The sequence below is a fragment of the Nocardiopsis aegyptia genome (assembly GCF_013410755.1).
GTDB lineage: Bacteria > Actinomycetota > Actinomycetes > Streptosporangiales > Streptosporangiaceae > Nocardiopsis > Nocardiopsis aegyptia.
Map to the genome: position 1 here is coordinate 2,431,416 of NZ_JACCFS010000001.1, position 26,282 is coordinate 2,457,697.

Here is a 26,282-nt window from a genome sequence, read left to right on the forward strand (position 1 = left end):
TGTCGAGGAAAGTGCGGTGAATGACGATGACGGACACACCGTCGCCTGCCGGGGCGGGCGAGGGGCCCCCTCCGCCGGAGACGCCCGGCGCCACGGGCGCCGGAGCGGGGGGCGGGGAGCCGGGAGCGGCGCCCGCGCGGGAACTCCGCAAGTCCGACGACCGTGTGATCGCGGGCGTGTGCGGCGGTCTGGGCCGGTACACGAACATCGACCCGGTCGTGTGGCGGACCGGGTTCGTGCTGACGGCGTTCGCCGGCGGCGCGGGGCTGCTGCTCTACGTCGCGGCGTGGATGTTGATGCGCGACTCCCAGGGCGGTCCCGCGACCATCGAGCAGATGCTCGACCGCGGCATCCCGTCCCGGGCGGTCGTGAAGCTGCTCGCGGTGGGCCTGGCCGTGATGACGGCGTTCAGCCTGTTGGGCGGTTTCAGCTGGGGAACCCTGCTGCTGGCGGTCCCGCTGGTGCTGGGGGTGCTGGCCGCGCGCAACCGGGGCATCGACCTGCGCGGATCGTTCACGGGTCTGCGCGACGACCTGCGCACGCACGCGCCGCCGCCGACGCCTCCCTCACCTGAGCCCGCCGCGGCCTACTACAACCCCGCGCAGCCGTGGGCGACCGCGCCGCCCGGTCCGGTGGACCTGGCCGTCGTGTCCGAGCGCACGTCGCGGCCCGGCGGCGCGGAGCCGAACGGCCATGAGGACGAGGGCGGCAACGGGGACGGGAACGGCCCGGACGGGTACGGGGACGGCCACGGGGGCACGTCCCGGAGCAGGCGGCAGCGCTGCGGTGCTCCGCTGGGCTCGCTCGCCCTGTGGACGCTCGTCGCCATGGCGGTCGTCGTCCCGATCGGCGTGTACGGCTGGGACTCGTCCCTGTGGAGCGCGGACACGGCCAGGCTGCTGCTGGGACCGGAGAGCGGGGTGTACTTCCTCGCCGCCGCCCTGGCCGTGGTCGGACTCTACGCCCTGGTCGGGACGTGGGTCGGCAACCCTTCCGGGCTGATGTTCCTGGGGCTGACGGTCGCCCTGGTGCTGGCCGCGGCGTCGGTGACCGATCTGACGCGGATCCGGGTCGGTGCCGCCACTTGGGAACCGACCACGGTCGCCGAGCTGGAGGGGGGCGACCACCGGCTGACCGTCGGGGGCGCCACCCTGGACCTGACCGGGCTGACCGACCTGGAGCGCGGGGAGTCCGCCGACGTCGACGTGCGGGTGGGCGTGGGCGTCACGGAGATCGTCGTGCCCGACGACGTCCGCGTCGAGTTGACGTCGCGGATCGGATTCGGGGCGGTGGACGTCGACCCGGAGTCCCAGGAGACCGACGTGATCGGCCCCCGCGTCGACGACGAGTCCGTGGTCGAGCCGGTGCCGAACGGTGGGGAGAGCGAGGACGGCGGGAACAGCGGGGACGGCGACGAGGCCGGTCCACCGACGATCAGGATCAACGCCGACACGAGCGTCGGAGTTGTGGAGGTACAGCATGGCGAGGCGTAGGACTGACTGGGGTTCGCTGGTCGCCGCGGTGTTGTTCCTCGGCCTGGCGGTGGCGTTCGCCGTGCGGGGGTCGGGCGACTGGGACTTCAACGTCGTATGGGTCCTGCCCGTGCTCGCCGTGGGCCTGGGGATCGCCGGTGTGGCGCGGGCGCTGACCCGCTCGCGCGGGCCGAAGGAGCACGACGGGGACGTGCCCGGCCACGGGTCCGCCCCGAGCTGAGGGCACGCCCTCCGGCGCGCCGGGTCAGGGGGCCTGGCGCGCCGGCCGGTGTTTCGCGATGGCGGCGAACTCGTCGATGCCCAGGGACTCCCCGCGTGCGGAGGGGTCGACCCCGGCGGCCCGCAGCGCGGTCTCCGCGGCGGGCGCCGAGCCCGCCCATCCGGCCAGGGCCGCGCGCAGCGTCTTGCGGCGCTGGGCGAAGGCGGCGTCGATCACCGCGAAGACCTCCTTGCGGGGGGCCTCGGTGTCGGGTGCGGGGCGGCGGACCAGTTCGACGAGCCCGGAGTCGACGTTGGGCGCCGGCCAGAACACGTTGCGGCCGACCGCGCCCGCCCGGCGGGCGTGCGCGTACCAGGCGACCTTGGCGGAGGGGACACCGTAGATCCGGCCCCCGGGGGTGGCGGTGATCCGGTCGGCCACCTCGGACTGGACCATGACGAGCACGCGCCGCAGCGACGGCAGGAGTTCGAGCAGGTGCAGCAGCACGGGCACGGACACGTTGTAGGGCAGGTTGGCGACCAGCGCGGTGGGCGCGGGGCCCGGGACCTCGGCGATGCGCATCGCGTCGCCGGGGACGACGGTGAGCCGGTCGGTGAGCCCGGGGGCGTGCTCGGCGACGGTGCCCGCCAGGGCCTCGGCCAGGGCCGGGTCGATCTCGATCGCGGTCACGTGGCGCACGTGCGGGAGCAGGGCCAGGGTGAGCGAGCCGAGTCCGGGACCGACCTCCACCACGACGTCGTCGTCGGTGACGCCCGCGACCCTGACGATCCGCCGGACCGTGCCGTGGTCGATCACGAAGTTCTGGCCCAGGGTCTTGGTGGGCCGGATTCCGAGGCGTCCGGCCAGCTCGCGCACGTCGGCGGGAGTGAGCAGGCGGGACTGGTCAGCGGGGTCGTCGGCGGGTGTCTGTGTCACCCACACATCTTGCCACCACCGCGGGACCGGTCCTGGCACGGCTCAGTCGAACAGGCGCGCGCCGCAGTGGGGCCACTGGCTCTGCCAGTTCCCGCCCACGGCGTTGTAGAGCTGCTGGGCCCGCTGGGTCTGCTCGCCCGCGCCGGCCTCGGAGGGCAGGCCGGTGCCGCCGACCGACTGCCAGCTGGCGGTGCTGAACTGGTAGAGGCCGTAGTAGCCGCCCGCGGAGTTGACCGCCGTGGGATCGCCGCCGGACTCGCACTGGGCGAGCGCTGACCAGTTGAGCCCCGCGGCCTCCCCGCCCCCGGCCGGCGGTGTGCCGGCCTCCTCCGCCTTGGTACCGACCAGGACGAGCCCGTCGACGGGTGCGGTGACGACCTCCTCCGACAGTCGGTGCTCGACCTCCTCGCCGCCGCGCAGGACCGTGGCGGTGGTGACCTCCCTGAGCCCGTCCTCGGGCTCGGTGACCACCTCGCGCTCGCCCTGGGGCAGGTCGGGGTCGTCGCGCTCCTCGGTCTCGGCCTCGATGACCACCTCCTCGGTGACCGGTTCGGTGAGCACGGGCAGGACCTCGACGACCATGTCGGGGACGGCGGGCTCGTCCGGTCCGGGCGTGACGACGTCGTGCTCGCCGACGGTGACCCCCGCGGCGTCGAGGACGTCGGCGACGGTCGCGCCGGTGGTGCGGGTCTCGGTGCGGACGGTGTCGTACATGACGGCCATGCGCGGGGCGCGTGCGGCGGACACCGAGAGCCCCTCCTCCGGAATGGCGGTGCCCTGGGACGCGGAGAGCTCCACCGACTCGGGGTCGAGGCCGATCTGGTGCAGGGCCTCGCCGAGGTCGGCGGCGATGACCTGGTGGGAGAGCTCGTGTCCGTCGAGGTCGACGGTGAGGTCGCGGGGCGATCGGACCAGGACGTGGTCGCCCTCGCCGACGGGTGTGTCCAGGGGCGGGGCGACGACGTCCTCCTCGGCGGGCTCGATGCCGGCGGAGTCCAGGACGTCGGCGACGGTGCCGCCGAAGGTGTGCACGGTCCGCTCGTCGCCGTTGGTGTCGAGGACGACGGCCTTGTCCATGGCGAAGGCGGTCCCGCCCGCGGTCGCGGCCAGGAGTCCGGCGGCGGCGGCCGCCAGAACGGGCATCGGAAGGGAAAATCGGCGGCGGGCGCGCCTGCGCCGGGAACGGTTCCTCTGGGTACGGGGCATGGCGGTCTCGCCCTTCTCGACGCGTGTTTCCGTGGATCGTTCTCGCTGGTGGCGGCGGTGCCTCGGCGGGGTGGCGCGGGCAGGGGGCGCGGCTCGGGCAGCGAGCACGGACACATTAACACTCATTCTCGAATGGCTTTTTGGCCTTGACCAAAAACAAGTCGAGGCATTTTTCCCTTTCGCATTCCTTGTGGTGTTTCGGGCAGGGACGGACGTGGCGACGCCGTTCCGCTGAACCGAACGGCGTTCTAGTATGAGCGTGGTCGTCCGCCGACCGCAGACCAGCCCGCCCGCACCACCGCCCCACCTGGAGGCCACCGATGGGACCCCTGCACGGCATCCGCGTCGTCGAGTTCACCGGGATCGGCCCGGCACCGATGGCCGGCATGCTCCTCGCCGACCTCGGTGCCGACGTCGTCCGCCTGGACCGGCCCGCGGCGGCCGAGGCGATGACCGCCGGCACCGCCGGGCCCCACATGAGCGAGGGCCGCGCCGTCCTGGGCGCCGACCTCAAGTCCGACGAGGGCCGCGCGCTGGCCCGCGACCTCGTCACCCGCGCCGACGTCCTGCTGGAGGGGTTCCGCCCCGGTGTGATGGAACGGCTCGGGCTCGGCCCCGCCACGTGCCTGGACCTCAACCCTCGCCTGGTCTACACGCGGGTGACCGGCTGGGGGCAGGACGGCCCGCTCGCCCGCACCGCCGGGCACGACATGAACTACGTCTCCGTCAACGGCGCGCTGCACTCGATCGGCCGCGCGGGCGGGCCGCCCGTGCCCCCGGTCAACCTGCTGGGCGACTTCGCCGGGGGCACCATGTTCGCCGTCACCGGGACCCTCGCCGCCCTGGTCGAGCGCCGGCGCTCCGGCCGCGGACAGGTCGTCGACGCCGCCATGGTCGACGGCAGCGCCCTGCTGATGTCGATGGTCTACGAGGACCGCGCCCGCGGGTCGTGGACCGACGAACGCGGCACCAACTACCTCGACACCGGGGCGCCCTGGTACGACGTCTACGAGTGCTCCGACGGCCGGCACGTGGCCGTCGGCTGCATCGAACCGCAGTTCTACGCCGCCTTCCTGGCGGGGACGGGCCTGTCCGGGGAGGACCTGCCCGACCAGTGGGACCGTGACGGCTGGCCCCGTCTGCGGGCGCGGTTCGCCGAGGTGCTGCGCACCCGCACCCGCGACGAGTGGGCCGCGGTGTTCGAGGGCGTGGACGCCTGTGTGACCGCCGTCCTGGCACCGGGCGAGGCCCCGGACCACCCCCACGTCCGCGCCCGCGGGACCCTCACCGACCAGGACGGCCGGATCGTCCCCGGGCCGGCCCCGCGCTTCGACCGCACCCCCGGCGGCGTCACCCGGGGCCGCCCCCTCCCCGACGCCCGGGAGACCCTGAAGGACTGGGGTATGGACCTCTGAGACGGGGACGCGCGCCCGGCGCGTGGCGCCCACCGCGCGCGGCGGGGGCTCACTAGGGTGACGAGTCCGAACCCGAGGAGGTCGCACCATGCCACTCAGCCCGGCGATCGCGGGCCGCGCGGTCCCGGCCCTCGTCGTCCTGGTGCTGGCGGCCGTCCTGCTGAGCGCCGCGCCCGCGGCGGCCGAGAGGTCCCGCGCGCCGGGCGCCCCTCCCGAGGACTCCGCGCCGACGGTCCTGGTGGGCGTACCGGGGTTGTTGTGGAAGGACGTCACGCCCGAGAACACGCCGACCCTGTGGTCCATGGCGAGCGGGGCCGCCATCGGCAACGTCTCGATCCGCACGGCCACGTCCCGCACCTGCCCCACCGACGGCTGGCTCACGGTGTCGGCCGGTGAGCGCGCCCTGTCCGAGCGGGAGCGCTTCACGGTGTGCGAGGCCGTGCCGGAGCCCGTGCGCGACGGTTCCGGCGCGGTCCTGCGGGAGTACGAGACCTACGCCGCCCCGAACCGGGAGTCGGTCTTCCAGGCCCCGGTGGGTCTGCTCGGCCAGAGCGTGCGCGACGCCGGCGGCACCACGCTGGCGGTCGGCCCCGGCGCCGCCCTGGGGATGGCCGACACCTCCGGCCGGGTCGACCACTACCTCGACTCGGTCCACGACCTCACCCGCGAGCGCCTCTCGGGCGTGACGCTGGCCGCCGTGGAGCTGCCCGGCCTCACCCGGCTCTACCCCGATCCCCCGCAGCCCTCCGACGAGGAGGCGGCCGAGGAGGCCGAGGAGAACGAGCCCGACCCCGAGGACGTCCCCACCTGGGCGCGCGAGGAGGCGCTGGCCGACCTCGACGCCCGGCTGCGGGCGCTGGTGGACCTGCTGCCGGCCGGCTCGTCGCTGATGGTCGTCGGCGTGTCCATGGACACCGGCCCCTCGGAACTCACCGTGGCCGCGTCCGGGCAGGTGGCCGACGGCGGGGTGACCGGCACGCCCGGGTTCCTCGCCTCGGACTCGACCCGGCGACCGGGCCTGGTGGCGCTCACCGACACCACGCCCACGCTCCTGGAGCGGGCGGGCGTCTCCCCGCTCGAGCCGGTCGGCGGGCGCCCGTGGCACCGGACCGAACGGCCGCCGACCACCGAGGCGGCCGTGAAGTGGCTGGTGGACTTCAACACCGCGGCGGTCGTGGTCGGCGGGGCGATTCCCGGTTTCTTCAGCGGACTGGTCGCCTTCCAGCTCCTCATCTACGCGGCCGCGGCCTACTCCCTGCACCGCTACGCCAAGGGCCGGTACGTCAAGCGCGCCATGGTCCTGACGGTGACACGGGTCGTGGCGCTGGCGGGCGCCTCCTTCCCCGTGGCCAGCTACCTGGCCAACCTGGTCCCGTGGTGGGCCTCGCCCCAGCCGTTCCTGGCGCTGCTCGCCTGCGTGCTGACCGCGGACGCGCTCGTGGTGGCCCTGGCGATGGCGGGGCCGTGGCGCCGCACGATCCTGGGTCCGATGACGGTGGTGGCGGCCACGACCACGGTGGTGCTGTTCGTCGACCTGTCCCTGGGCGCCAGCCTGCAGATGAACTCCCCGACGGGCTACTCCCCGATCGTGGCCGGGCGCTTCTACGGCATCGGCAACATCGCGTTCGCCACGTTCGCCACCGGCATGCTGATGACGGTCGCGGGCGTGTCCCACGAGCTGATCTCGCGCGGCCGGCGGGGGGCGGCGGTGGCGGCGACCCTGGTGATCGGGGCGGCGTCGGTGGTGATCGTCGGCTGGCCGGGCCTGGGCACCGACTTCGGGGGCGTCATCGCCCTCGTGCCCGGACTGGCGGTGACGACCATGATGATCGCGGGGGTGCGCATCACCCCGGTGCGCATGGGGGCCACCGGAGTGGCGGCCGTGACGGCGATCACGGTGGTGGCCTGGCTGGACTACCTGCGCCCGCCGCACGAGCGCAGCCACATCGGGGGGTTCACCGCCCAGGTGCTGAGCGGCGAGGCCGGCCCTGTGGTCACGCGCAAGCTGAGCGCGATGCTGGGGACGCTGGGCAACTGGCAGCTGACCCTGTTGGCCGCGGGTGCGCTGCTGTTCCTGTTCGCGGTCCTGAACCGGCCGACCAACTGGCGGATCGGGGCCCTGCAGCGCGCCTACGAGCACGCGCCGACGCTGCGGGCGGGCCTGACGGGTTCGCTGGTGACCGCGCTGGTGGGTTTCGCGGCCAACGACTCGGGGGTCGCCATCCCGGCGATCGCGCTGACGGTAGCGGTACCGCTCACACTTTCGGCGTGTACGTGGGCACTCCAACAGGGACCCGAGAACCCACCAAACAACCACAAAACACCAGAATCCGCCCAGAAAATGTGAGGCGAACCTCACGTGGTGGCGACCGGACAAGAGGCACGGCCACGACCTGGCGTCGCTCACGTCACGAAACGGCCACAGCCCTATGGTAAAGTCCGTGGCTGTGCCGCCGGGCCCCTGAGGACACGGCCGATCCGACCGCGAGGACGACCCCGCGGAACCGGTCGCCGCCCCTTCGGGGGAATGACCGCCCGCTCCCGCGGGTTGATCGGTCTGACAGGGTCTTCGCGACCCGGAATCGACGCACGGCGCGTGTCCGCGACGCGCCACCCACCACCGCAGTCGCGGCGGCGGACCCACGCCGCCCCACGGAACCTTCGGTCCAGCCCCGAGCGTTAGACGGGGCAGCAGCGCCCGATCCACGAGCACTCGGTGGACGGGGCGTCTCATCTCCGGCCCAGCCCGGGGAACCACACGAGGACATTGATGAACCATCAGTTTGGCCACCGCGGCAACGCGAAGAACGCACCGGTCCGCACGCGCGCATGGAGCGCCGTGCGGCCTGCCTCGCCGACCCCTCGGGCCCGGCCCGACTACGCCGGAGTCGCCATGCCCGACCTGACCATCCTCTCCACGCTGCACGACACCGGGCGGGTGCTGGCGCTCAACGGAGAGATCGACATGGCCACCGAGCAACGCTTCCAGGAGGCGGTCACCGAGGCGCTCACCACGCAGCCCCACGGCCGTGTGGTCCTGGACTGCGCCGACCTGCGCTTCATCGACTCCAGCGGCCTGCGCGTGCTGATCCGCGCGCACAAGACCGCCCGGGAGCAGCAGGCCGTCCTGGCGATCGCCGCCCCGGTCCACCGCATTCTGCAGACCCTGCGCGTGACCTCGCTCGACACGCGCATCCCCGTCTTCACGACGGTCGCCGAGGCCCTGTCCGCGCCCCAGATGCGCTGACGGCCGACGGCCGCCCGGACGCGGTGGCCGCCCGGCGGAGCGGTGGCTAGAAGAACAGCAGCCAGACGCCCAGACCGGTCACCGCGAGGTTGAACAGGCCGAACACCACGACCCACAGCGTGCCCGGCAGGCCGGTCAGCCGAGCCAGCTGGTCGGCGTCGGAGTGCGGGGAGGGCTGGCGCATCCGCTGGCTCTGGAGCTCGAACACGGGCCTGATCCCCGCGAACAGCAGGAACCAGATGAACAGGTAGGCGAAGGCCGCCTGGACCTCGGGCGGAGTGAACCAGCTCACGCCGAACACCACCGCTCCGGTCCCCACGACCGACACCACGCCGTAGATGTTGCGGATCATCAGCAGCATGGCGGCGAGCACCACGATGCTCAGCCACAGCAGCGCGGTGATGCGGTCGGACATCAGCATCACGATGCCCAGCAGCCCGATCACCGACGAGGCGACGTACCCGGCGAAGACGGTCAGGACCATGCCGACGCCCGTGGGCCTGCCCCGGGAGACGGTCACGCCCGAGGTGTCCGAGTGCAGCCGGATCGCGGTGAGCTGGCGCCCGCTGAGCAGCGCGACCAGCGCGTGCCCGCCCTCGTGGGCGATCGTGACGACGTTGCGGGCGATCCGCCACGGCGGTCCCAGCAGGACCGCCGCCAGGGCCAGGACCGCGGCCGTGACGATGATCCACCGCTCCGGTTCGGGCTGGACGGACAGCACTTCCTGCCAGACGTCACCCAAGGTTGTTCCCACCACTGCTCCCGAATCGTCGACGGAGGGCCGCGGGGCCCGCCCACACATCGCCGCGGTGGCCGGGAGGCGCTGACACACGCGGGCCCTTGCCGAACTTTAGGGCATTTGTGGGGACACCGCTCCTGACCGTCACGACAGGGTCCGCGGACCGGTCGGCACGCGCGCTCCGATGAACTGGCCAAAGGGCACGGGCGAACCTAAAGTCAGCACGTGCAGTACTTCACTGACTACTCACAGCTAGGAACGCACGTGAAACGCATCGCCGCTCTCGCACTGCTGACCCTGTCCACCGGTGCCGCCCTCGCCCTGGCCGCGGGCCCGGCCTCCGCCGCCGGACACCACGGCTACGACGGCTACTGCGGGGACCGGCAGGGCAGCGCGGTCCTGCAGCAGGGCTACCACGACGGCTGCGACCGCGGCTACGGCCCCTACATGCCCGAGCGGGGCCACACCCTGCCCCTGGTCGGTGCCACCGGCCAGGGCTACTACGGGTACCACTAGACCGTACGGCCCGGGCCGTGGGACGGCCCGGGCCGTGACCCGCGCGGTCAGTCCGTCGCGGCCTTCTCCGCCACGTCCTTCAGGCGCAGCAGCGACTGCTCGATGCCGATCGCGTTCCGCGCCGGCATTCCGGCCAGCACGTAGTAGGCGGGGAAGCGGAACGAGTAGTCGAACGTCTCCGTGACGCGCGTGCCGCCCGCGGGCGACTCCTCCAGCTCGTACCGCCACCGGTGGGGACCGATGTGCCGCCAGGCGATGAGCCGGTTCGGTTCGAACTCCACCACCCGGTTGGTCATCCGGTAGGAGACCCCGAACATGCGCATGTCCATGCCGAACTCCGAGCCGTGCTCCAGGCGGTCGGGGCCGGACACGGCGTGCCGGACCGTGCCCGACCCGTCGAACTCGCTGTGCCGGGACGGTGTGGCGATGATGTCGAAGATCCGCTCCGCGGGGGCGTCGATGACGATGCTCCGCGAGACCCTGTGTGTACCCATACCGCGATGATGCCAGCGCCCTGGGCCGTCCCCGCGTGCACCCCCGCGCGGCGCGCCCCCGGTCAGCCCCGGACCGCGTGCCGCTCCACGCCCGCCAGGGCGCCCTCGCGGGAGACGTGCAGGACCCAGAACGACCCCTTGCGCAGCCCGGACTGCTGGGTGTTCGGCGCGCCGAGCCAGCCCAGCGCCTCCGCCATCAGCTGCGGGACGAGTTCACCGTGCGTGCACAGCACCGTCGGGACGCCCTCGACGAGCAGGGAGCGGAACGCGGCCCGCGCCTCGTCGGCGTCGTAGGTGCCGTTCCACACCGTCACGGCCCGCTCGGTGCGCATGGGGACGTCGCACTCCAGCGAATAGGGCAGCATCGACTCGGTGCACCGCGCCGCCGCGGACGAGACCACACGGGGCCGCCCGTAGGCGCTCAGCACGCGAGGCAGGGCCAGCGCGTCGGCACGCCCGGTCTCGTCCAGCGGGCGCAGCACGTCGTTGTCGGTCCAGGTCCGCTTCTCCCCCGCCGACAGGTGCCGGAGCAGGATGAGAGGGAAGGTCTGGGGCGGCCCGGCGCGGAAGTTGTCCAGGACGTGGACGTCGTGGTCGTAGGTGAGCCGCTCACGCGCCTCCTCGACCGGGACCCACTCGACGGAGTCGACCTCGTCGTTGGGCTTGTAGTCGATGAAGCCGCCGGGCTCGGCCGGTGTGGCGGCCCACCACTCCACCTGCTTGGGCCACCCGTCCTTGAGGTAGTACTGCGGCGGGAGGCGGCGCCCGAGCACGGGCGTCAGCCCGGTCTCCTCCTGCACCTCGCGGACGGCGCCGATGATCGGGTGCTCGCCGTTCTTGAGCTTGCCCTTGGGCAGGGTCCAGTCGTCGCGCAGCGGCCGACGGATCAGGACGACCTCCGTGCCCCCGTTCACCCCGGGCCGCCACAGGACCGCTCCCCCGGCCCGGATGGGTTCGAGGTAGCCGCCCACCGCGGTGTCCCGGGGCGGGAAGGCGCTGGTCACCTGGATCTCGTCGCCGTCGCTCATCCGCTCTCCACCACTCTCAGGTGGCGGTCGCCTTTCAGCGCGTCCTGCAAGTCCATCAGTCGTCGCCCCTCCTGGTCGTGCGTGTGGCGGGTCCACGAGCCGTCCGGCTCCAGGTGCCACGACGAGGTGCCGTCGGCCATCGCCAGGTCCATGAGACCGACGAGTCGGCGGCACTGCTCGGAGTCGGACACCCGGACGAGTGCCTCCACCCGCCGGTCCAGGTTACGGGGCATGAGGTCGGCGCTGCCCAGCCAGACCTGGGGACGCCATCCGTTGGCGAAGACGAAGACGCGGGAGTGCTCCAGGAAGCGGCCGAGGATGCTGCGCACCCGGATGTGGTCGGAGAGCCCGGGGACGCCCGCGCGCAGGACGCAGCTGCCGCGCACCCACAGGTCGACGTGCACCCCGGCCTGGGAGGCGCGGTAGAGGGCGTCGATGATCTCCTCGTCGACCAGCGAGTTGACCTTGATCCGGATGCGGGCGGGCTCGCCCTTCAGGCTGTTCTCGATCTCGGCGGCGATCTGGGCGAGCAGTCCCTCGCGCAGGGCGGCGGGGGCCACGAGCAGGCGCCGGTAGTGCTTCTTACGGGAGAAGCCGGTGAGGCTGTTGAAGAGGTCGCTGACGTCCTCCCCGACCTCCGCGGCCGCGCTGAACAGGCCGAAGTCCTCGTACACGCGCGCGGTGCTGGGGTTGTAGTTGCCCGTGCCGACGTGGCAGTAGCGGCGCAGGTGGCCGTCGCCGTCCTGGCGGATCACCATGGACAGCTTGCAGTGCGTCTTGAGTCCGACGACCCCGTAGACCACGTGGCAGCCGGCGTCCTCCAGCTTGCGGGCCCACTGGATGTTGTTCTGCTCGTCGAAGCGCGCCTTGACCTCGACCAGGACCACGACCTCCTTGCCCGCCCGGGCGGCCTCGATGAGGGACTCCACGATGGGCGAGTCGCCGCTGGTGCGGTACAGGGTCTGCTTGATCGCCATGACCTTGGGGTCGGTCGCGGCGAGGGCGAGGAAGCGCTCGGTGGTGGTGGCGAAGGACTCGTAGGGGTGGTGGACGAGGATCTCGCGCTCGCGGATGGCGGCGAAGAGGCCGCCGGAGGTCAGGGCGCGGGGCTCGACGGGGACCATCGGCGGGAAGCACAGCTCGGGCCGGTCGGCGTCGGCGATCTGGCCCAGGCCCGCGAGGTTGAGGGGGCCGGGCACCCGGTAGATCTCCTCCTCCTCGGCGCCCAGCTCCTCGGTGAGGATGTTGAGGACCTCGTCGGTGATGGACTGCTCCACCTCCAGCCGCACGAGCGGTCCGAAGCGGCGCCGGAGGAGTTCGTTCTCCAGGGACTGCACGAGGTCGTCGGTCTCGTCCTCGTCCACCTCCAGGTCCGCGTTGCGGGTGACGCGGAAGGCGTGGTGCTCGACGACCTGCATGCCCTCGAAGAGCTGCGGGAGGTGGGCGGCGATGACGTCCTCGACCGGGACGTACCTGGCGTCGCCGCGGGTGCCGAGGTCGATGAAGCGCGGCAGGGAGCTGGGCACCTTGACACGGGCGAACATGCGTCGCTCGTCACGCGGGTCGCGGACGGTGACGGCGAGGTTGAGCGAGCGGCCGGAGATGTAGGGGAACGGATGGGCCGAGTCGACGGCGAAGGGGGTCACCAGCGGGTAGATGGACCGGCGGAAGTAGCCGTGCAGGTACTCGCGCTCGGACTCCTCCAGCTCGTTCCAGCGCAGGATGCGGATGCCGACCTCGCGCAGCGCGGGGGCGACGCTGTTCTCGAAGCAGGCGCTCTGCCGGATCATCAGCTCGTGTGTGAACGTGGAGATCCGCTCCAGCAGCACCCGGGGGTGGTGTCCGCTCGCGGAGGCCACGGCCAGCCCGGTCGCCAGGCGCCGCTTGAGGCCGGCGACCCGCACCATGAAGAACTCGTCGAGGTTGCTGGAGAAGATCGACAGGAACCGTGCGCGCTCCAGCAGCGGGATGTCCTCGTCCTCGGCGAGTTCGAGAACGCGCTGGTTGAAGCGAAGCCATCCCTCCTCGCGGTCCATGAAGCGGTCGGCGGGAAACTCGGCGGCGGCGGGTGCCGCGGGCGTAGGCGCTGATTCCGTGCTCACAGTGGGCAGACTCCCCCTCTTTCATGACCGCACGGTGACAACCCCATGAGGGGGAAATGACCGCAACACGACTGCTATGAACCATCTCTACCCATCTCACCCCCCATGCGCCTTCCGGACCGGCATTGTTTTCACAGGTTTCACACGTTCCGGGGCAGACCGAGCGGGGCGACGCGGCCGGGACACACACGTCGGAGCGCCATCGCGGCGGGCGCGGTCGGCGCGGGCGGAAGGGCGCGGGAACGGGACGGGCGGGCGGGGTGCGGGGGTCGCGGTTCGACGGTCGGTGGCGGGGCGGGGCGGGGCGGGGTCAGGCGAGGATGCCGAAGTCGAGGTCCGGGGGCATGAGCACGATGAACATGCCGATGCGGATGATGACGTTGATCCAGATGTTGCGGAAGCAGGACCAGAGGTAGCCGTACAGCAGGCCGACCGGACCGTAGCTCAGCAGCGAGAGGGCGAAGAGATGGCCGTAGCCGGTGTCGGGCAGTTGCGAGACCTCGTCGAAGGGCTGGGCGAAGGCGTAGGCGAGCGCGAAGACCAGCGTCGTGGCGACGATCCCGCCCCAGCGCCCCAGGAGGACCTCCAGACGAGTCTGGAGCATGGCCCGGTAGAAGATCTCCTCGCACACGGCGATCAGCGCGAACGCCAGCACGAATCCGATCAGGCCCAGGCTGAGCGGCGGCAGGCCGACATCGGGTATGACGGCGTAGCCGGCCAGGATCAGGACCACGGCGGCGGGGATCAGGCCCAGCCACCGCCACGGCGTGTTCACCTTCAGGGCGACGGCGGGCATGGCGGTGCCCTTGCCGTCCACCGTGATCCCCGACCGGTCCATCACCAGGATGGGCAGCGTGAACAGGAACAGCAGCCGGGAGACGAGGGACGCGGACATGTTCAGGTCCGCCCCGGTGTGGGCGCCGTAGAGCTGGAACAGCCGGGACAGCAGGACCATCAGCAGCACGAAGCAGCAGAGGAACACCCCGAGCCACGTGAGTTCCCGGGTGAGCGGGTGCCCGTCCAGCGCCTGTCGGACGCGCTGGTCCAGGCGGCCCCGGTCACCGAAGCCGCCGACCACCGCCCAGGCCATGACGCCGCCGATCAGCATCGGCGCCCAGATCACGAACAGCAGGAACGTGGTGCCCTCGGCGACGTCGGCACGCAGCACCGGCTGGAAGGCGATCGGCAGGGCGATGATGAGCGCGGCCACCGAGAGACCCACGACGAGCCCCCATCTTCGCACCATGGTCACAAGCGTCCCCCCTGTCTCAGAACACTCATTCTGCCCAAGGGGAAACTAAAAGCTACGCAATGACTACGGTATGTCGTCAGTGCAGTTCGGGAGGCTTCAAAACACGAAACCCCGCGTACCGGAAGAACCGGTACGCGGGGTCGGTGCGCGGCGCAGGGTCAGTCGCCGTTGTCCAGGACCGATCGGAGGAAGGACTTGGTCCGCTCCTCCTGGGGGTCGCCGAAGATCTGGTCCGGCGGGCCCGCCTCGGCGATCCGGCCGTGGTCGAACATCAGGACGCGGTGGGACACGTCCCGCGCGAAGCCCATCTCGTGGGTCACGCACAGCATCGTGATGTCGGTCGTCTCCGCGATCTCGCGCAGCACGTCGAGGACACCGGCCACCAGCTCCGGGTCCAGGGCCGAGGTGACCTCGTCCAGGAGCAGGATCTCCGGCTGCATCGCCAGCGCGCGGGCGATCGCCACGCGCTGCTGCTGGCCGCCGGAGAGCTGCGTCGGGTGGGCGTCGATCTTCTCGCCGAGGCCGACCAGGTCCAGCAGCTCGCCCGCGCGCTCGTTGGCCTCGTCCTTGGGCGTGCCCAGGACGTGGATGGGCGCCTCGGTGATGTTCTGCCGCACGGTCATGTTCGGGAACAGGTTGAACTGCTGGAACACCATGCCCACGCGTTTGCGCTTGGCGCGCAGGTAGCTCTCGCTGGCGGGCACCAGGGCGGAGCCGCGGGACATGTGGCTGAACGGCTCGCCGTCCACCCAGATGTGCCCCTCGGTGACCTTCTCCAGGGTCATCAGGAGCCGCAGGATGGTCGTCTTGCCCGAACCGCTCGGTCCGATGAGCGTGACGCGCTCTCCCGGGTCGACCTGGAAGTCCAGGTGGTCGAGCACGGTCAGGTCGCCGAAGCGCTTGACCACCTGGTCGAAGACGATCAGCGGCTGGCCCTCGACGCCCTGTGGTCCATCGTGCAGTGGGGTCTCAGACGGCGGCATAGCGTCGCTCCAGTCGTCGGATCAGGATCGCGGAAGGGATGCTCACGATGAGGAAGAGGAAGCCGACCAGGGTGTACATCTCCACCACCCTGAAGTTCGCCGCGCCGAGTCGCTGCGCCTGGGTGAGCAGCTCGGCCACACCGATCGCGAACAGCAGGGGTGTGTCCTTGAACATCGCGATCAGGTAGTTGCCCAGGGCCGGGATCACCTTGCGGATGGCCTGGGGCAGCACGATCGCCCCCCAGGTCCGCCGCGCGGGCAGGCTCAGCGCCCGTGCCGCCTCCCACTGGCCCTTGGCCACACCCTCGATGCCCGAGCGGTACACCTCGGCCGTGTAGGCGGAGTAGTGGACGCCCAGCACCACGACACCGATCGTCATCGCGGAGACGGTGCTCGGGGCGAGGAGGAAGACGAAGACCAGCTGGACGAGCAGGGGCGTGGTGCGGATGAACTCCATCACGCCGTGGACGACGCCGCCCGCGTAGGGCACGCGCCGGACCATGGCAATGGCCAGACCGAGCGTGAGCGCGATGAGGTAGCCCATGACGGTGGCCTGGACGGTGATCCACAGGCCCTCCAGGAGGTCGGGCATGACCTCCAGGGTGAACTCGAAATCCCACATCTAGCCCACCCCCGCGCTTCCGCCACCGATGGCCGGATGCTTGAGCAGGGCCTTCAGCCCGGTGTCGCCGGCTTGTGTCCGGCCGAGCTTGCGGTTGGCACGGCGTTCGAGCACTCGCATGCCGGTGATCAGCACCTGCGCCATCAGGTAGTAGAGGATGAGGGCGCCGGTGAACGCCACGATGGTCTCACCGGTGCCCTGGCGCATCTGCTGCGCCACAGCGGTCAGGTCGGCCACCCCGATGAGGTAGGCGACGGCGGTGGCCTTCATCAGCTCGATGACCAGGTTGCCGAAGGTGGGCAGCATCTGGGCCCAGGCCTGCGGCAGCACCACCAGGCGCGTGCGCTGGAACCAGGACATGTTCAGTGCGACCGTCGCCTCGACCTGCGCCTTGGGCACGGCGTTGATCGCCGCCCGGACGACCTCGGCGCCGTAGGCGCCGACGTTCAGGCCCAGGGCGACGATCGCGGCGAACCTGTTCTCCAGCTGGAAGCCCGTCATCAGCGGCAGCGCGAAGGCCATCCAGAACATCAGCACCAGGGCGGCGATCCCCCGGAAGACCTCCACGTAGACCGTGGCCACGGCCCTCGGCAGCCAGTGCTTCATGCTGCCGAGGGTGCCGAAGACCATGGCCAGGACGAAGGCCATGGCGCAGCCGCCGATGGTGAGCTGGATGGTGACCCACGCGCCGTCGAGATAGAGCGGAAGCCGCTCGATCAGGAACTCCACGGCTGGATCAGCCCTCGCAGAGCTGGGCGGTGGTGGTCTCGTCAGGCAGGTCGGCCTCCGTGAAGCCCCACTCCTCGCCCAGTTCGAGCAGGCGGCCGCTCTCCTTGAACTCGGCGATCACGCGGTTGACCTCCTCCACGAGCTCGGTGTCCTCCTGGCGGAAGGCCAGGCCGCCCCAGCCGCGCTCCTCCTTCCCGTCGATCTCGGGGAAGAAGGGCTCGGTGACCTCGAAGGGGCCGCCCCGGTCCCGGAGCAGGTAGGTGTGCGACACGCTCAGCATGGACATCGCGTCGGCACGGCCGGACTCCAGCAGCTCGTACCCGGCGGTCTGGTTGGAGATGAGCTCCATCTGGTCCTCGGAGACACCGAAGTGCTCGGCGTAGGTCTGCTCGACCGAGCCGTTGAGGACCGCCAGGACGAGGTCGGGGTTGTCCGCGAAGTCCGTGAAGTGCTGGATGTTCTCCGGGTTCCCCTCCTGCACCATGAACGCCTCGGGCGAGGTGGCGGTGGGCTCGGAGAAGGCGACCTGCTCGCAGCGCTCCGGTGTGATGAACATGCCGGCCGCGATGACGTCGAACCGGTTGGCCTGAAGACCGGGGATCAGACCGTCCCAGGCGACCGGCGAGGCCTGGATCTCGGGAACGCCCAGCTCCTCGAAGACGGCCTGGGCGACGGCCGGCGACTGCCCGGCCGGCTCACCCGATCCGTCGATGAAGCCGAACGGGATCTCATTGGCCAGTCCGACCGCGACGAAGCCCTGCTCGCGCAGGCTTTCCAGAAGGCTCGGCCCGCCTTCCTCCCCGCCTCCGTCGTCGACCCGGCTACAGGCGGCGAGGCCGGCCGTGGCGAGCCCCACTCCACCCAGTCGGAGTGCGTCTCGGCGGCCCCAGGTTCCTCGCTTGACCGCTGGTACCTGCTTCTTCACGACTGCTCCTCGAAAAAACTCGCGGGAGCGGCGTCATTGCCCGAGGTCGGGGCGACGACGCCGCGCATTCGGATGGTGGGACGCCGGATGCCGGCGAACCGCGGCGCGGTGCCGCGGGTGCCGTCCGTCGACCGGAACACGGGCCGGCGGCACTGGTACGGGGTGTCCCTCCCCTACCGCATCCTGCGCTAACAGGACATGTTTGGTCCGTTATGCACTGGTTATGCATGGCTGACCATCGAGTAACCCCCCGTTTGCCCAGCTCCACGCGCACCACCTGCACCTTGTGACCCTGGGTTCCGCCCTTCGTCACCCTGGGGTCCGTGACCCCGGACACACGGGTGACGGACAAGGCATGCCTACCCCGCCCACCGCCGACCAGTCGCCACGCCACGCACAAGGGCCGGGCCGACACCCTCGGTGTCGGCCCGGCCCCGGTCGAGCACCGGTCAGGCGACCGGCGACTCCTGGTCTGCGGGCTCCTCGACGATGAGCGGGTAGACACCGTTCTCGTCGTGGACCTCGCGCCCGGTCACGGGCGGGTTGAACACGCACAGCACGCGGAAGTCCGTCTTCGGGCGGACCGTGTGCTTTTCGTGACCGTTGAGCAGGTAGAGCGTGCCCGGGGTGATGATGTGCTTCTCCCCGGTCTCCTCGTTGGTCAGCTCGGCCTCACCCTCGATGCAGTGCACGAGCTCGATGTGGTTGGCGTACCACATCGTCGTCTCGGTGCCCGCGTAGAGGACGGTCTCGTGGAAGGAGAACCCCACGCCCTCCTTGGCGAGGACGACCCGACGGCTGCGCCAGTTTCCGTGCCTGATGTCGCGCTCGGTGTCATTGACCTCGTCCAGGCTGCGAACGATCACTGCTGTCTCCTTCTGCGCGGGTGTGCGCCGTCAGTCCGTAACTTTGCTGGTGTAACACGGGGAGGGGCCGATCGGCATCCCGTGGTCCACGGTGTGCCGACCGGCCCCGCCACCCGAGGGTGGAGCCGTCCCCGCTGGTACTAGGCGGGCTGTGACGCCTTGACGGCCGCACGCGCGGCGTCCGCCATGATGTCCAGTCCGGCCGTGAGCTCCTCCTCGGTCGCGGTCAGCGGCGGCAGGAGCTTGGCGACCTCGTCCTCGGGACCGGAGGTCTCGACGAGCAGCCCGCGGTCGAAGGACTCGGCGGCGAGCCGCTTGGCGATCCCAGTGTCCTCGAAAGCGAGACCGCGCGCGAGTCCGCGGCCGCGGACGTGCGCGCCGACCTCGGGGAACTCCGCCGCCATCTCGCCGAGGCGGGCGGCGACCAGGTCGCCCTTGGCCTTGGTCGCGGCGGCGAACTCGCCGTCGCTCCAGAACTGGCGCAGGGCCTCGGAGCCGGTGACCATGGCGGGGTTGAACCCGCGGAAGGTGCCGTTGTGCTCGCCGGGCTCCCACACGTCCAGCTCGCGCTTGAACAGGGTGAGCGCCATCGGCAGGCCGTAGCCGCTGATCGACTTGGACAGCGTGACGATGTCCGGGGTGATCCCGGCCTCCTCGAAGCTGAAGAAGTCGCCGGTGCGGCCGCAGCCCATCTGGATGTCGTCGACGATCATGAGCATGTCGTACTCGCGGCACACATCGGCCAGGCCGCGCAGCCAGCTCGCGCTCGCGACGTTGATGCCGCCCTCGCCCTGGATCGCCTCGACGATGACGGCGGCGGGCTTGTCCAGGCCGGACCCGCTGTCCTCCAGCAGGGCGCGCAGCCACAGGAAGTCCGGCGTCTGGCCGTCCAGGTACTGGTCGAACGGCATCGTGGCGACGTGGTCCAGCGGAACGCCGGCGCCGCCGCGCTTCATCGAGTTGCCGGTGACGGCCAGGGCGCCCAGGGTCATGCCGTGGAAGCCGTTGGTGAAGTTGATGATGGTCTCGCGACCGGTGTACTTGCGCGCCAGCTTCAATGCGGCCTCGACGGCGTTGTTGCCCGCCGGGCCGGGGAACTGGACCTTGTAGTCCAGGCCGCGCGGTTTGAGGACGATCTCCTCGAAGGTTTTCAGGAAGTCGCGTTTGCCGACGCTGTAGGCATCAAGGCTGTGGACGATGCGGTCGTCGGTCAGATACTCGATGAGCTTGGTCTTCAGCTTCGGGTTGTTGTGCCCGTAGTTGAGGGAGCCCGCCCCGGCGAAGAAGTCGAGATAGGGCTTGCCGGTCTCGTCGTAGACGTGGCTGCCGACGGCCTTGTCGAAGACGACAGGCCAGTTGCGGCAGTATCCGCGGACTTCGGATTCGAGGCGCTGGAAGGTCTCCATCGTGTGTTCCTTGGTTCCTTTCCCCAAGTTCGTGGGCTCGTGGCTTTGACGACGGGGTGGGTCAGGATCGATCGATCCGGTGCGGATGTTCAGTCACGCCCTTGGCTCGGTCGCGGCCCGAACGGGCCGATCCGAACGAGGTCCTCGGGTTCGTGTGGCGTGTCGCCTCCGGCGGGGAAGTGCTCCACGCCGAAGAGCGGACTCCACACGGCCTCGGTACCGCGGTCACGGGCGAACGACGCGAACAGCGCGCGGGATGCGGCGTTGTCCGGTGTAACGGTCGCTTCGAGGTGAGTCATACCCCGTTCGGTGATGCGGTCGCCGATGAAGTCGAGCATCCGGCGGGCCAGCCGCTGTCCGCGGTACGCGGAGTCGACGGCGACCTGCCAGAGGAAGTAGGTGTCCGGGTCGTCGGGACGGACGTAGCCGGTGACGTAGGCCGCGAGACGGCCGTCGGCGTCCCTGGCCACGACACTGCTGTTCGCGAAGTCCCTGCACCAGAGCGTGTAGGCGTACGGGGAGTTGACGTCCATTCCCGTCGCTCCCGCCAGCCGCCACATGTGCGGACCGTCCTCCACGGACGGGTGCGACAGGCGCACGCCTCCATGGCCCGCGGCCCCTGTGGTCTCGGAGCGCTCGGCTCCGGCGTCAGTGTGATCGCGTGCTTGGAGATTCGTTCGTTGATGTGGCACGTCGATCGAACATAGCGAACGAACGTCAATGGGATTTCAGGGAGATTCCGCGCAGATGTTTCGGCCCGCCCGCATCGGGTATGGCTTGTTCATTTAACAGCGGTCCGAGTCTGTGACCTGGGCATTCACGCGGGGCCACAACCCCGCCCGCACAGCGGCTGACGCCGCCCCGATCAGGCGGTTCGGTACCCCCGCCGGGGGCCGCCGGCACCCCCGTGCGCAGGGGTCCGCCGAAGGCGTACCACGGCCGTCAGGGTCAAACATAGAGCCTGAACGAGCAATATTAAGCGTGCGTTAAGTCACATCAACTCGGTGGAAACCTCGCGACATAACGCGCGAACCGGGTCGATCCGCACGTCACGCGGCACATCGCCCCCGCCGCCCGCACCGCCGTGCACTGCGGATCCCCCGCCCCGAGGGCCCTTCCCAGCGTTGCCGACTCGGGAACGGCACATGGCCCTCTGTTGACGCGCGGGTGGGCAGAACGGGTCCAACGACCGCCGACGTCCTTGATGATTCGGAGATTTTGGCGCAGACTCTGTGTAGTACGACCCCATGTAGTACTACACTTGGTCGCATCGCGTCGCCGCAGTCCAGCCGGGTCGATCACCTCTGGCCGGTGACGGGAGCGCGAGCTTCGCTGACCCCGCCGTGGGAGACACGGTGCGGGCCACTGGCCACGGACCACAAGCCACGGATCGGAGGCGCCCGTGAACCGCCTGTACCACGAGAGCGAGGACTGGGTCGAGCAGGGCAACTGCCGTTCGTACGACCCGGAGATCTTCTTTCCGGTGAGCAGCACCGGGATCGGGCGCGTCGACACCGAGCAGGCCGTCGCCGTCTGCCGCAGTTGTACTGTTCGCCAAGAGTGCCTGCGGTGGGCACTGAGGGCCGGAGAGGCGCACGGCGTCTGGGGTGGCACCACCCCCGAGCAGCGCCGCTACATGCGACGTGAACTCGTTCCGGCCTCCTGAGGCGTCGCCCCGGGGCCGTCGGGATCGCGGACGACCGCGCCCGGCGGCCCTTCCGCGTCCGTACCTTGCGACCGGCCATGGCACCGCTTAGGTTCGGTCCCGTGTACCCCTTCGCCCGTCGGGGGCGCTCCGCGCAGGGACGTGCCACCGCCCTCACGTCGCCCGCCACCACCCTCAGAGGACGGCCTTCGGCCGCAGCACCTCCCACTGACGGAGGCCGACGGCCCGGCCCTGCCTTCATCGCGCCGGCGCACGGCCTGCTCCGGCTGGTGCGCACGGCGTTCCTCGCCGGGGCGTGCACCGGTCTGAGCTGGGCGGGGCACCACCTGTGGGCGGACACGGCGTCGAGCGGCGGCGGGTTCCTCCTCGCCACGGCGATCCTCACACCCGTGCTGTGGCACTTCACCCGGATCATGCGGGGCTTCGGCGACGTCTTCGCCGTACTGGCCTCGGTCCAGCTCGTGCTGCACCTGGCCCTTCAGGGGTCGGGTGGCGCCGGTGCGGCGTTCGCCGGCACCGGCCACTCCGCGCACGGGCTGCTCACCCACACGCTCGGCTTCTCCCCCGGGATGCTCCTGGCCCACCTGTGGGCCGCGCTGCTGGCCTCGGCGCTGCTCGCCCACGGCGAGTCGGCCCTGTGGTTCCTGGCGGTGCTCCTGGGGCGGGCGCTGCCGCCGCTGCTGCGCGAGCCCCGTCCGCCCCTGGGCGCGTGGGCGCCGGCGCCCGGAGCGCCGGCCGCCTCCGGCCCGCGGTGGACGCCGGTGCGGGCACACGGCCCGCGAGGGCCGCCCGGTTCCCTCCTCACCGCCCCCTGAGGACCCGGACCGCGCGCACCGACGCCGCGGACCGGGCGCGAACCGCATCCCGACCCAGAGAGAGACCATGACCATCCTGCGCACCGCGGCCTCGGCCGCACTGATCCCCTTCACCGCGGCCGCCCTCGTCCTGGCGCCCGCGCCCGCCATCGCGCACGACGTGCTCACCGGGTCCTCGCCGGAGGACGGCGACACCCTGGACACGGTGCCCGAGGAGGTCGTGCTGTCCTTCAACAACCCGCCGATGGAGAGCGTCGACGCCAGCGCCATCGTGGTGACCGGTCCCGACGGGGAGGAGTACCAGGACGGCGCCCTGGCGTTCGACGGCTCCGACGTGTCCGTCCCGCTGCTGCCGGTCGTGGAGAGCGGCGACTACACCATCGCCTTCCAGGTCGTCTCCTCCGACGGCCACCCCATCCAGGACACGCTGGAGTTCACCGTCTCCGAGGAGGCGGCCGCCGCCGTGGCTCCGGAGGAGTCCGAGGAGCCGGCCGAGGAGGAGGCTCCGGCCGCCGAGGACGAGGGGCAGGACGCCGACCCGTCGCCGGCCGCGTCGACCGAGGCCGAGGAGGGCGGCCCGTCCGTGGCCGCGCTCGTGGTCGTGGGCCTCGTCGCGCTCGCCGGGATCGGCGCGGTCGTGGTCGTGGCGGTCCGCCTGCGCAACCGCCCCGGGCAGTCCTGACGGTCGACCCCGCTCCGTGATGGCGTCCGGAGACGGCACCGACGGAACGCGGGCCCGGACACGTCACCGTGTCCGGGCCCGCGTTCCGCTGTCCGGCCGCTAGACGCGCCGGGCCAGCAGGATGCTGATGTTGTCCTTGCCGCCCGCCTCCATGGCGGCCTGCCACAGGGCGTGGACGGCGGCCTCGTCACTGCCGGCCTCGGCGATCATCCGCTCCATCTCCTCGGGCAGGACCAGGTCCGAGAGGCCGTCGCTGCACATCAGCCAGGCGCTGGGGTCCGCGGCCTCGTCACGGCCCACGTGCGGGACCATCGAGCCGCCGGAGCTGCCGCCCAGGGACTGGGTGATGAAGTTCGTGGTGACGGGGCGCCCGTCCTCCGACGGCGGCAGGGCCGGGGAGTCGTCCTCGGAGAGCTGGCGCAGGCGGCGGCCCTCCAGGCGGTAGGTACGCGAGTCGCCGACGTTGAACCAGAAGTTGCCGTCGTTGTTGAGCAGGACTCCCGCGACCGTCGTCCCCATCCCGGAGAACTCGGTGTGCTGGGTGGCGTGGTCCTTGATCTCCTCGTCGATGTTGCTCAGCAGCTGGGCGATCTCCTCGGGACCGTTCAGCCTCGGCCCCATCTCGGCCATCCGGTGCACCGCGTGCTCCGAGGCGATCTCGCCCGCGGCCTGGCCGCCGATGCCGTCCGCGACGGCGAGGATGACGGGCTCGCCCACCGGCAGGACACAGCGCACCGGCGACGTCATGTTCGCACTGGCCACGGTCAGGGCACCCATGACGACGGCGTCCTCGTTGGCGGGGCGGATAGCGCCCCGGTGCGTGAGGGCCGTGACAATGACTTCCCCACCAGCGACACCCATACGCCCTTCCTCCCGTTTCGTCGGCCGTGGCCGGTCGCCCGGCACGTGCGGCCGGACCTTGGTCGAGTCCCGTTCAACGTCTGGATTCTGTAACCGTACCGAGCCACCGCAGGAGTCGGTCAAAATCCGCGTACATCATGGCGGAAAACACCCGGATACGCAGTTCCAGGCCTACTTCCGGCCACCGAAAGCGCTGTGTCGGGCACGTGCGGAGCGCCTGGGGCGTCCCGCGTCCGCGTCTGACACTAGCGGTGTTGGAACCGAGCCGACAGTGCCCGCCACAAGGTGGGACGAACGCGTGGGCTTCGGGGTTCTCGGGTCTTTTCGGACGGCACGGAAGGGACCTTCGTCCCGTGTCGGTCACCCGCACGGCGTTGTCGCGTTCCGAAGCGTCTGGCAGAATGGATCCCGTTGGGTGTCTAAGACGCAGACACACACGACCGCCCCGCGCGCGGCCCTCAGGCCCGGCGGTGGCCTCGGTGCTCTCCTCGACCGGTCGTTTGGTGTGGTCTCCTTGCGTCTTCCCCTTCCCTTCCGTTTCATTCCGCCTCCGGGCCACCGTGTGCGCAGCGTGCGCACGGTGCTCAGTGCTGCCCTGCGTTCGCCGCCCGGCACCGCGCCCGCCGCGCGGGACCCCGTTCCCCCCTGACCGCGAGCGGCCCTCTCCTCCCGCCGCGCCCCCGCCCCGCGGCGTCCCCGCCCCCGGCGGCGCCGCCTCCCATGTACCGCCCGCAAGGATTCCGTCCCCGCTCAGGAGTCCCTTCGGGCCCACCCACGACGGACACCGTGATGTGTCCAAGGAGTCCAGTCCAGTGAAGATCGCCATGGTCGCCGAACACGCCAACCCCCTCCCCGCGCACCGCGGTGAGCCGGCCTGCCCCGCGAGCCTGCACGTGTGCGCGCTGTCCCGACAGCTCGCCAAACGCGGCCACAAGGTCACCGTGTACGCGCGGCGCAGTTCCCCGGACCAGCCGGACGGCAGGACCCGGATGGCACGGGGCGTCTCCGTCACCTACCTCGACGCGGGACCCGGGCGGCCGCTCGCCAGCGACGAGCAGACCGAGCACACCGGCGCCTTCGGCACGGCCCTCGCCCGCGCCCTGGACGAGGACGCCCCGGACGTGCTGCACGCCGTCGGGTGGACGAGCGGCCTGGCCGCCCTGCACGCGCAGGCGCACACCGGCCGGGACCACGCGACGACGCCCATCGTCCAGACCTTCCACTCGCTCAACGCCAGCGAGCAGCGCTCCGGGCTGGCCCACCGGCCCGACCGCGCCCGGATGGAGTCGGTCCTGGCCTCGCGCGTGGACCACGTCCTGGTCAACTCGACCGACCAGCAGGGCGAGCTCGCCCGGCTGGGGGTTCCGCGCCAGCAGGTCAGCGTCGTCCCCTTCGGCGTGGACACCGACCACTTCAGCGTGGAGGGCAGCGCGTCCACCGAGCACTGGCAGTCGCGCCGCGAGGAGCGGCCCCGCCTGGTGTCGGTCACGTCCCTGACCGAGGCCGGCGGCGCCGACCGCCTGGTCGAGGCCATGACGCGGCTGCCCGAGGCCGAACTGCTGCTCGTCTCCACCGCCGACGACCTCGACGTCGCCCTGGACGAGAACGCCCGGCGCGTGGAGCTGCTGGCCAAGGAGGCCGGCGTGGACGACCGCGTCCACCTGACCGGCCCCGTGGACCGCAAGGAGCTGCCCCGCCTGCTCCGCTCCGCGGACGTCTACGTCTCCGCCGCCTCCTACGACCCCTACGGCGGCGCGGTGCTGGAAGCCATGGCCTGCGGGCTGCCCGTCGTGGCCACCGCCACCGGCGCGGTGCCCGGCGCGGTCCTGCACCGCACCAGCGGCGTCCTGATCCGCTTCGGGCGCCCCGAGGAGGTCGCGCGCGCCGTCCGGGCGGTCCTGCACACGCCCACCATGAGCTCCGCGTACGGCATCGCCGCGGTGGACCGCGCCCGCTCGCGGTTCACCTGGCAGCGGATCGCCATCGAGACCGAGATCGCCTACCAGCGGTCCCGCCCCCAGCAGGTCGAGCACGACGACGACGAGGAGGACGAGGTGGACGGCCTCCTGCTGTCCGGAGCCTCACACTGAACCGTGTCAG

At 71.3% G+C, this 26,282-nt stretch carries 25 protein-coding genes; 10 read left to right on the forward strand and 15 right to left on the reverse strand.

Going from position 1 to position 26,282, the window contains the following annotated elements; all coding sequences use genetic code 11:
• The first annotated feature begins 26 nt into the window (after positions 1–26).
• Both HNR10_RS10775 and HNR10_RS10780 read left to right on the forward strand, forming a co-directional pair.
• Positions 27–1,493, forward strand: a complete 1,467-nt coding sequence (locus HNR10_RS10775; RefSeq protein ID WP_449410461.1) for a PspC domain-containing protein — start codon at positions 27–29, stop codon at positions 1,491–1,493.
• Positions 1,480–1,713, forward strand: coding sequence for a hypothetical protein (locus HNR10_RS10780; protein WP_179822859.1), 234 nt, complete (start codon positions 1,480–1,482; stop codon positions 1,711–1,713). Before HNR10_RS10775 ends, HNR10_RS10780 begins: the two co-directional genes overlap by 14 nt.
• 24 nt (positions 1,714–1,737) lie before the next feature.
• On the opposite strand, the gene rsmA is transcribed toward HNR10_RS10780, so the two are convergent.
• Together rsmA and HNR10_RS10790 are read right to left on the reverse strand one after the other, a co-directional pair.
• On the reverse strand, positions 1,738–2,634 hold the full coding sequence (gene rsmA / locus HNR10_RS10785) for a 16S rRNA (adenine(1518)-N(6)/adenine(1519)-N(6))-dimethyltransferase RsmA (RefSeq protein ID WP_179822861.1): 897 nt from the start codon (positions 2,632–2,634) through the stop codon (positions 1,738–1,740).
• A 36-nt stretch (positions 2,635–2,670) separates the two neighbouring features.
• Entirely contained in the window at positions 2,671–3,771 is a 1,101-nt protein-coding gene (locus HNR10_RS10790; protein ID WP_246406171.1) for a resuscitation-promoting factor, read from the reverse strand.
• 383 nt (positions 3,772–4,154) lie between these two features.
• Here HNR10_RS10790 and HNR10_RS10795 point away from each other — a divergent pair, with 383 nt between their 5' ends.
• The 3 genes from HNR10_RS10795 (at position 4,155) to HNR10_RS10805 (ending at position 8,496) form a co-directional block, all read left to right on the forward strand.
• Entirely contained in the window at positions 4,155–5,249 is a 1,095-nt protein-coding gene (locus tag HNR10_RS10795) for a CaiB/BaiF CoA transferase family protein (RefSeq protein WP_179822865.1), read from the forward strand.
• 88 nt (positions 5,250–5,337) lie between these two features.
• Positions 5,338–7,596, forward strand: a complete 2,259-nt coding sequence (locus HNR10_RS10800) for a hypothetical protein (protein ID WP_179822866.1) — start codon at positions 5,338–5,340, stop codon at positions 7,594–7,596.
• A gap of 546 nt (positions 7,597–8,142) precedes the next feature.
• Positions 8,143–8,496, forward strand: coding sequence for an STAS domain-containing protein (locus tag HNR10_RS10805; protein WP_179829664.1), 354 nt, complete (start codon positions 8,143–8,145; stop codon positions 8,494–8,496).
• A 46-nt stretch (positions 8,497–8,542) separates the two neighbouring features.
• Here HNR10_RS10805 and HNR10_RS10810 read toward each other — a convergent pair whose 3' ends face one another.
• Entirely contained in the window at positions 8,543–9,238 is a 696-nt protein-coding gene (locus tag HNR10_RS10810) for a M50 family metallopeptidase (protein ID WP_179829665.1), read from the reverse strand.
• Positions 9,239–9,499: 261 nt separating this feature from the next.
• On the opposite strand from HNR10_RS10810, the gene HNR10_RS10815 reads away from it, so the two are divergent.
• Positions 9,500–9,751 carry a hypothetical protein gene (locus HNR10_RS10815; RefSeq protein WP_179822868.1) on the forward strand — a complete coding sequence of 84 codons (252 nt, stop codon included), beginning with the start codon at positions 9,500–9,502 and terminating at the stop codon, positions 9,749–9,751.
• A gap of 47 nt (positions 9,752–9,798) precedes the next feature.
• On the opposite strand, the gene HNR10_RS10820 is transcribed toward HNR10_RS10815, so the two are convergent.
• The 11 genes from HNR10_RS10820 to ectA all read right to left on the reverse strand — a co-directional run bounded on the left by HNR10_RS10820 (position 9,799) and on the right by ectA (position 20,718).
• A complete protein-coding gene (locus HNR10_RS10820) occupies positions 9,799–10,245 on the reverse strand; it encodes an SRPBCC family protein (protein ID WP_179822870.1) in 447 nt (148 codons plus the stop codon).
• A gap of 62 nt (positions 10,246–10,307) precedes the next feature.
• Positions 10,308–11,273, reverse strand: a complete 966-nt coding sequence (locus HNR10_RS10825; RefSeq protein ID WP_179822872.1) for an NUDIX hydrolase — start codon at positions 11,271–11,273, stop codon at positions 10,308–10,310.
• On the reverse strand, positions 11,270–13,375 hold the full coding sequence (locus tag HNR10_RS10830) for an RNA degradosome polyphosphate kinase (RefSeq protein WP_179822873.1): 2,106 nt from the start codon (positions 13,373–13,375) through the stop codon (positions 11,270–11,272). The genes HNR10_RS10825 and HNR10_RS10830 overlap by 4 nt, the downstream gene beginning before the upstream one ends.
• A gap of 310 nt (positions 13,376–13,685) precedes the next feature.
• Positions 13,686–14,621, reverse strand: coding sequence for a CPBP family intramembrane glutamic endopeptidase (locus tag HNR10_RS10835; protein ID WP_179822875.1), 936 nt, complete (start codon positions 14,619–14,621; stop codon positions 13,686–13,688).
• Positions 14,622–14,785: 164 nt separating this feature from the next.
• Positions 14,786–15,610, reverse strand: a complete 825-nt coding sequence (gene ehuA, locus HNR10_RS10840) for an ectoine/hydroxyectoine ABC transporter ATP-binding protein EhuA (protein WP_179822876.1) — start codon at positions 15,608–15,610, stop codon at positions 14,786–14,788.
• The gene (ehuD, locus tag HNR10_RS10845) at positions 15,597–16,232 is read right to left on the reverse strand and encodes an ectoine/hydroxyectoine ABC transporter permease subunit EhuD (protein ID WP_179822878.1); all 636 of its coding nucleotides are present in this window, start codon (positions 16,230–16,232) and stop codon (positions 15,597–15,599) included. Before ehuD ends, ehuA begins: the two co-directional genes overlap by 14 nt.
• On the reverse strand, positions 16,233–16,961 hold the full coding sequence (gene ehuC / locus HNR10_RS10850; RefSeq protein WP_179822880.1) for an ectoine/hydroxyectoine ABC transporter permease subunit EhuC: 729 nt from the start codon (positions 16,959–16,961) through the stop codon (positions 16,233–16,235).
• A gap of 7 nt (positions 16,962–16,968) precedes the next feature.
• Positions 16,969–17,817 carry an ectoine/hydroxyectoine ABC transporter substrate-binding protein EhuB gene (gene ehuB / locus HNR10_RS10855; protein ID WP_312889204.1) on the reverse strand — a complete coding sequence of 283 codons (849 nt, stop codon included), beginning with the start codon at positions 17,815–17,817 and terminating at the stop codon, positions 16,969–16,971.
• 518 nt (positions 17,818–18,335) lie between these two features.
• Positions 18,336–18,752 carry an ectoine synthase gene (locus HNR10_RS10860; RefSeq protein ID WP_179822883.1) on the reverse strand — a complete coding sequence of 139 codons (417 nt, stop codon included), beginning with the start codon at positions 18,750–18,752 and terminating at the stop codon, positions 18,336–18,338.
• A 140-nt stretch (positions 18,753–18,892) separates the two neighbouring features.
• Positions 18,893–20,158 (reverse strand): diaminobutyrate--2-oxoglutarate transaminase, encoded by a 1,266-nt coding sequence (gene ectB, locus HNR10_RS10865; RefSeq protein ID WP_179822885.1) that lies wholly within the window; start codon positions 20,156–20,158, stop codon positions 18,893–18,895.
• 89 nt (positions 20,159–20,247) lie between these two features.
• Complete coding sequence (ectA, locus tag HNR10_RS10870; protein WP_246407014.1) at positions 20,248–20,718, reverse strand: diaminobutyrate acetyltransferase; 471 nt, start codon at positions 20,716–20,718, stop codon at positions 20,248–20,250.
• A gap of 842 nt (positions 20,719–21,560) precedes the next feature.
• On the opposite strand from ectA, the gene HNR10_RS10875 reads away from it, so the two are divergent.
• The 3 genes from HNR10_RS10875 (at position 21,561) to HNR10_RS10885 (ending at position 23,321) form a co-directional block, all read left to right on the forward strand.
• Positions 21,561–21,824, forward strand: a complete 264-nt coding sequence (locus HNR10_RS10875) for a WhiB family transcriptional regulator (RefSeq protein WP_053616404.1) — start codon at positions 21,561–21,563, stop codon at positions 21,822–21,824.
• Between the two features lie 269 nt (positions 21,825–22,093).
• Complete coding sequence (locus HNR10_RS10880; RefSeq protein ID WP_312889205.1) at positions 22,094–22,639, forward strand: copper resistance protein; 546 nt, start codon at positions 22,094–22,096, stop codon at positions 22,637–22,639.
• Between the two features lie 67 nt (positions 22,640–22,706).
• Positions 22,707–23,321, forward strand: a complete 615-nt coding sequence (locus HNR10_RS10885; RefSeq protein WP_179822889.1) for a copper resistance CopC family protein — start codon at positions 22,707–22,709, stop codon at positions 23,319–23,321.
• Between the two features lie 99 nt (positions 23,322–23,420).
• On the opposite strand, the gene HNR10_RS10890 is transcribed toward HNR10_RS10885, so the two are convergent.
• Entirely contained in the window at positions 23,421–24,182 is a 762-nt protein-coding gene (locus HNR10_RS10890) for a PP2C family protein-serine/threonine phosphatase (RefSeq protein ID WP_053616403.1), read from the reverse strand.
• Positions 24,183–24,994: 812 nt separating this feature from the next.
• On the opposite strand from HNR10_RS10890, the gene HNR10_RS10895 reads away from it, so the two are divergent.
• Positions 24,995–26,272: a glycosyltransferase gene (locus HNR10_RS10895; protein ID WP_179822891.1), complete on the forward strand. Its 1,278-nt coding sequence runs from the start codon at positions 24,995–24,997 to the stop codon at positions 26,270–26,272.
• Positions 26,273–26,282 lie beyond the last annotated feature (10 nt).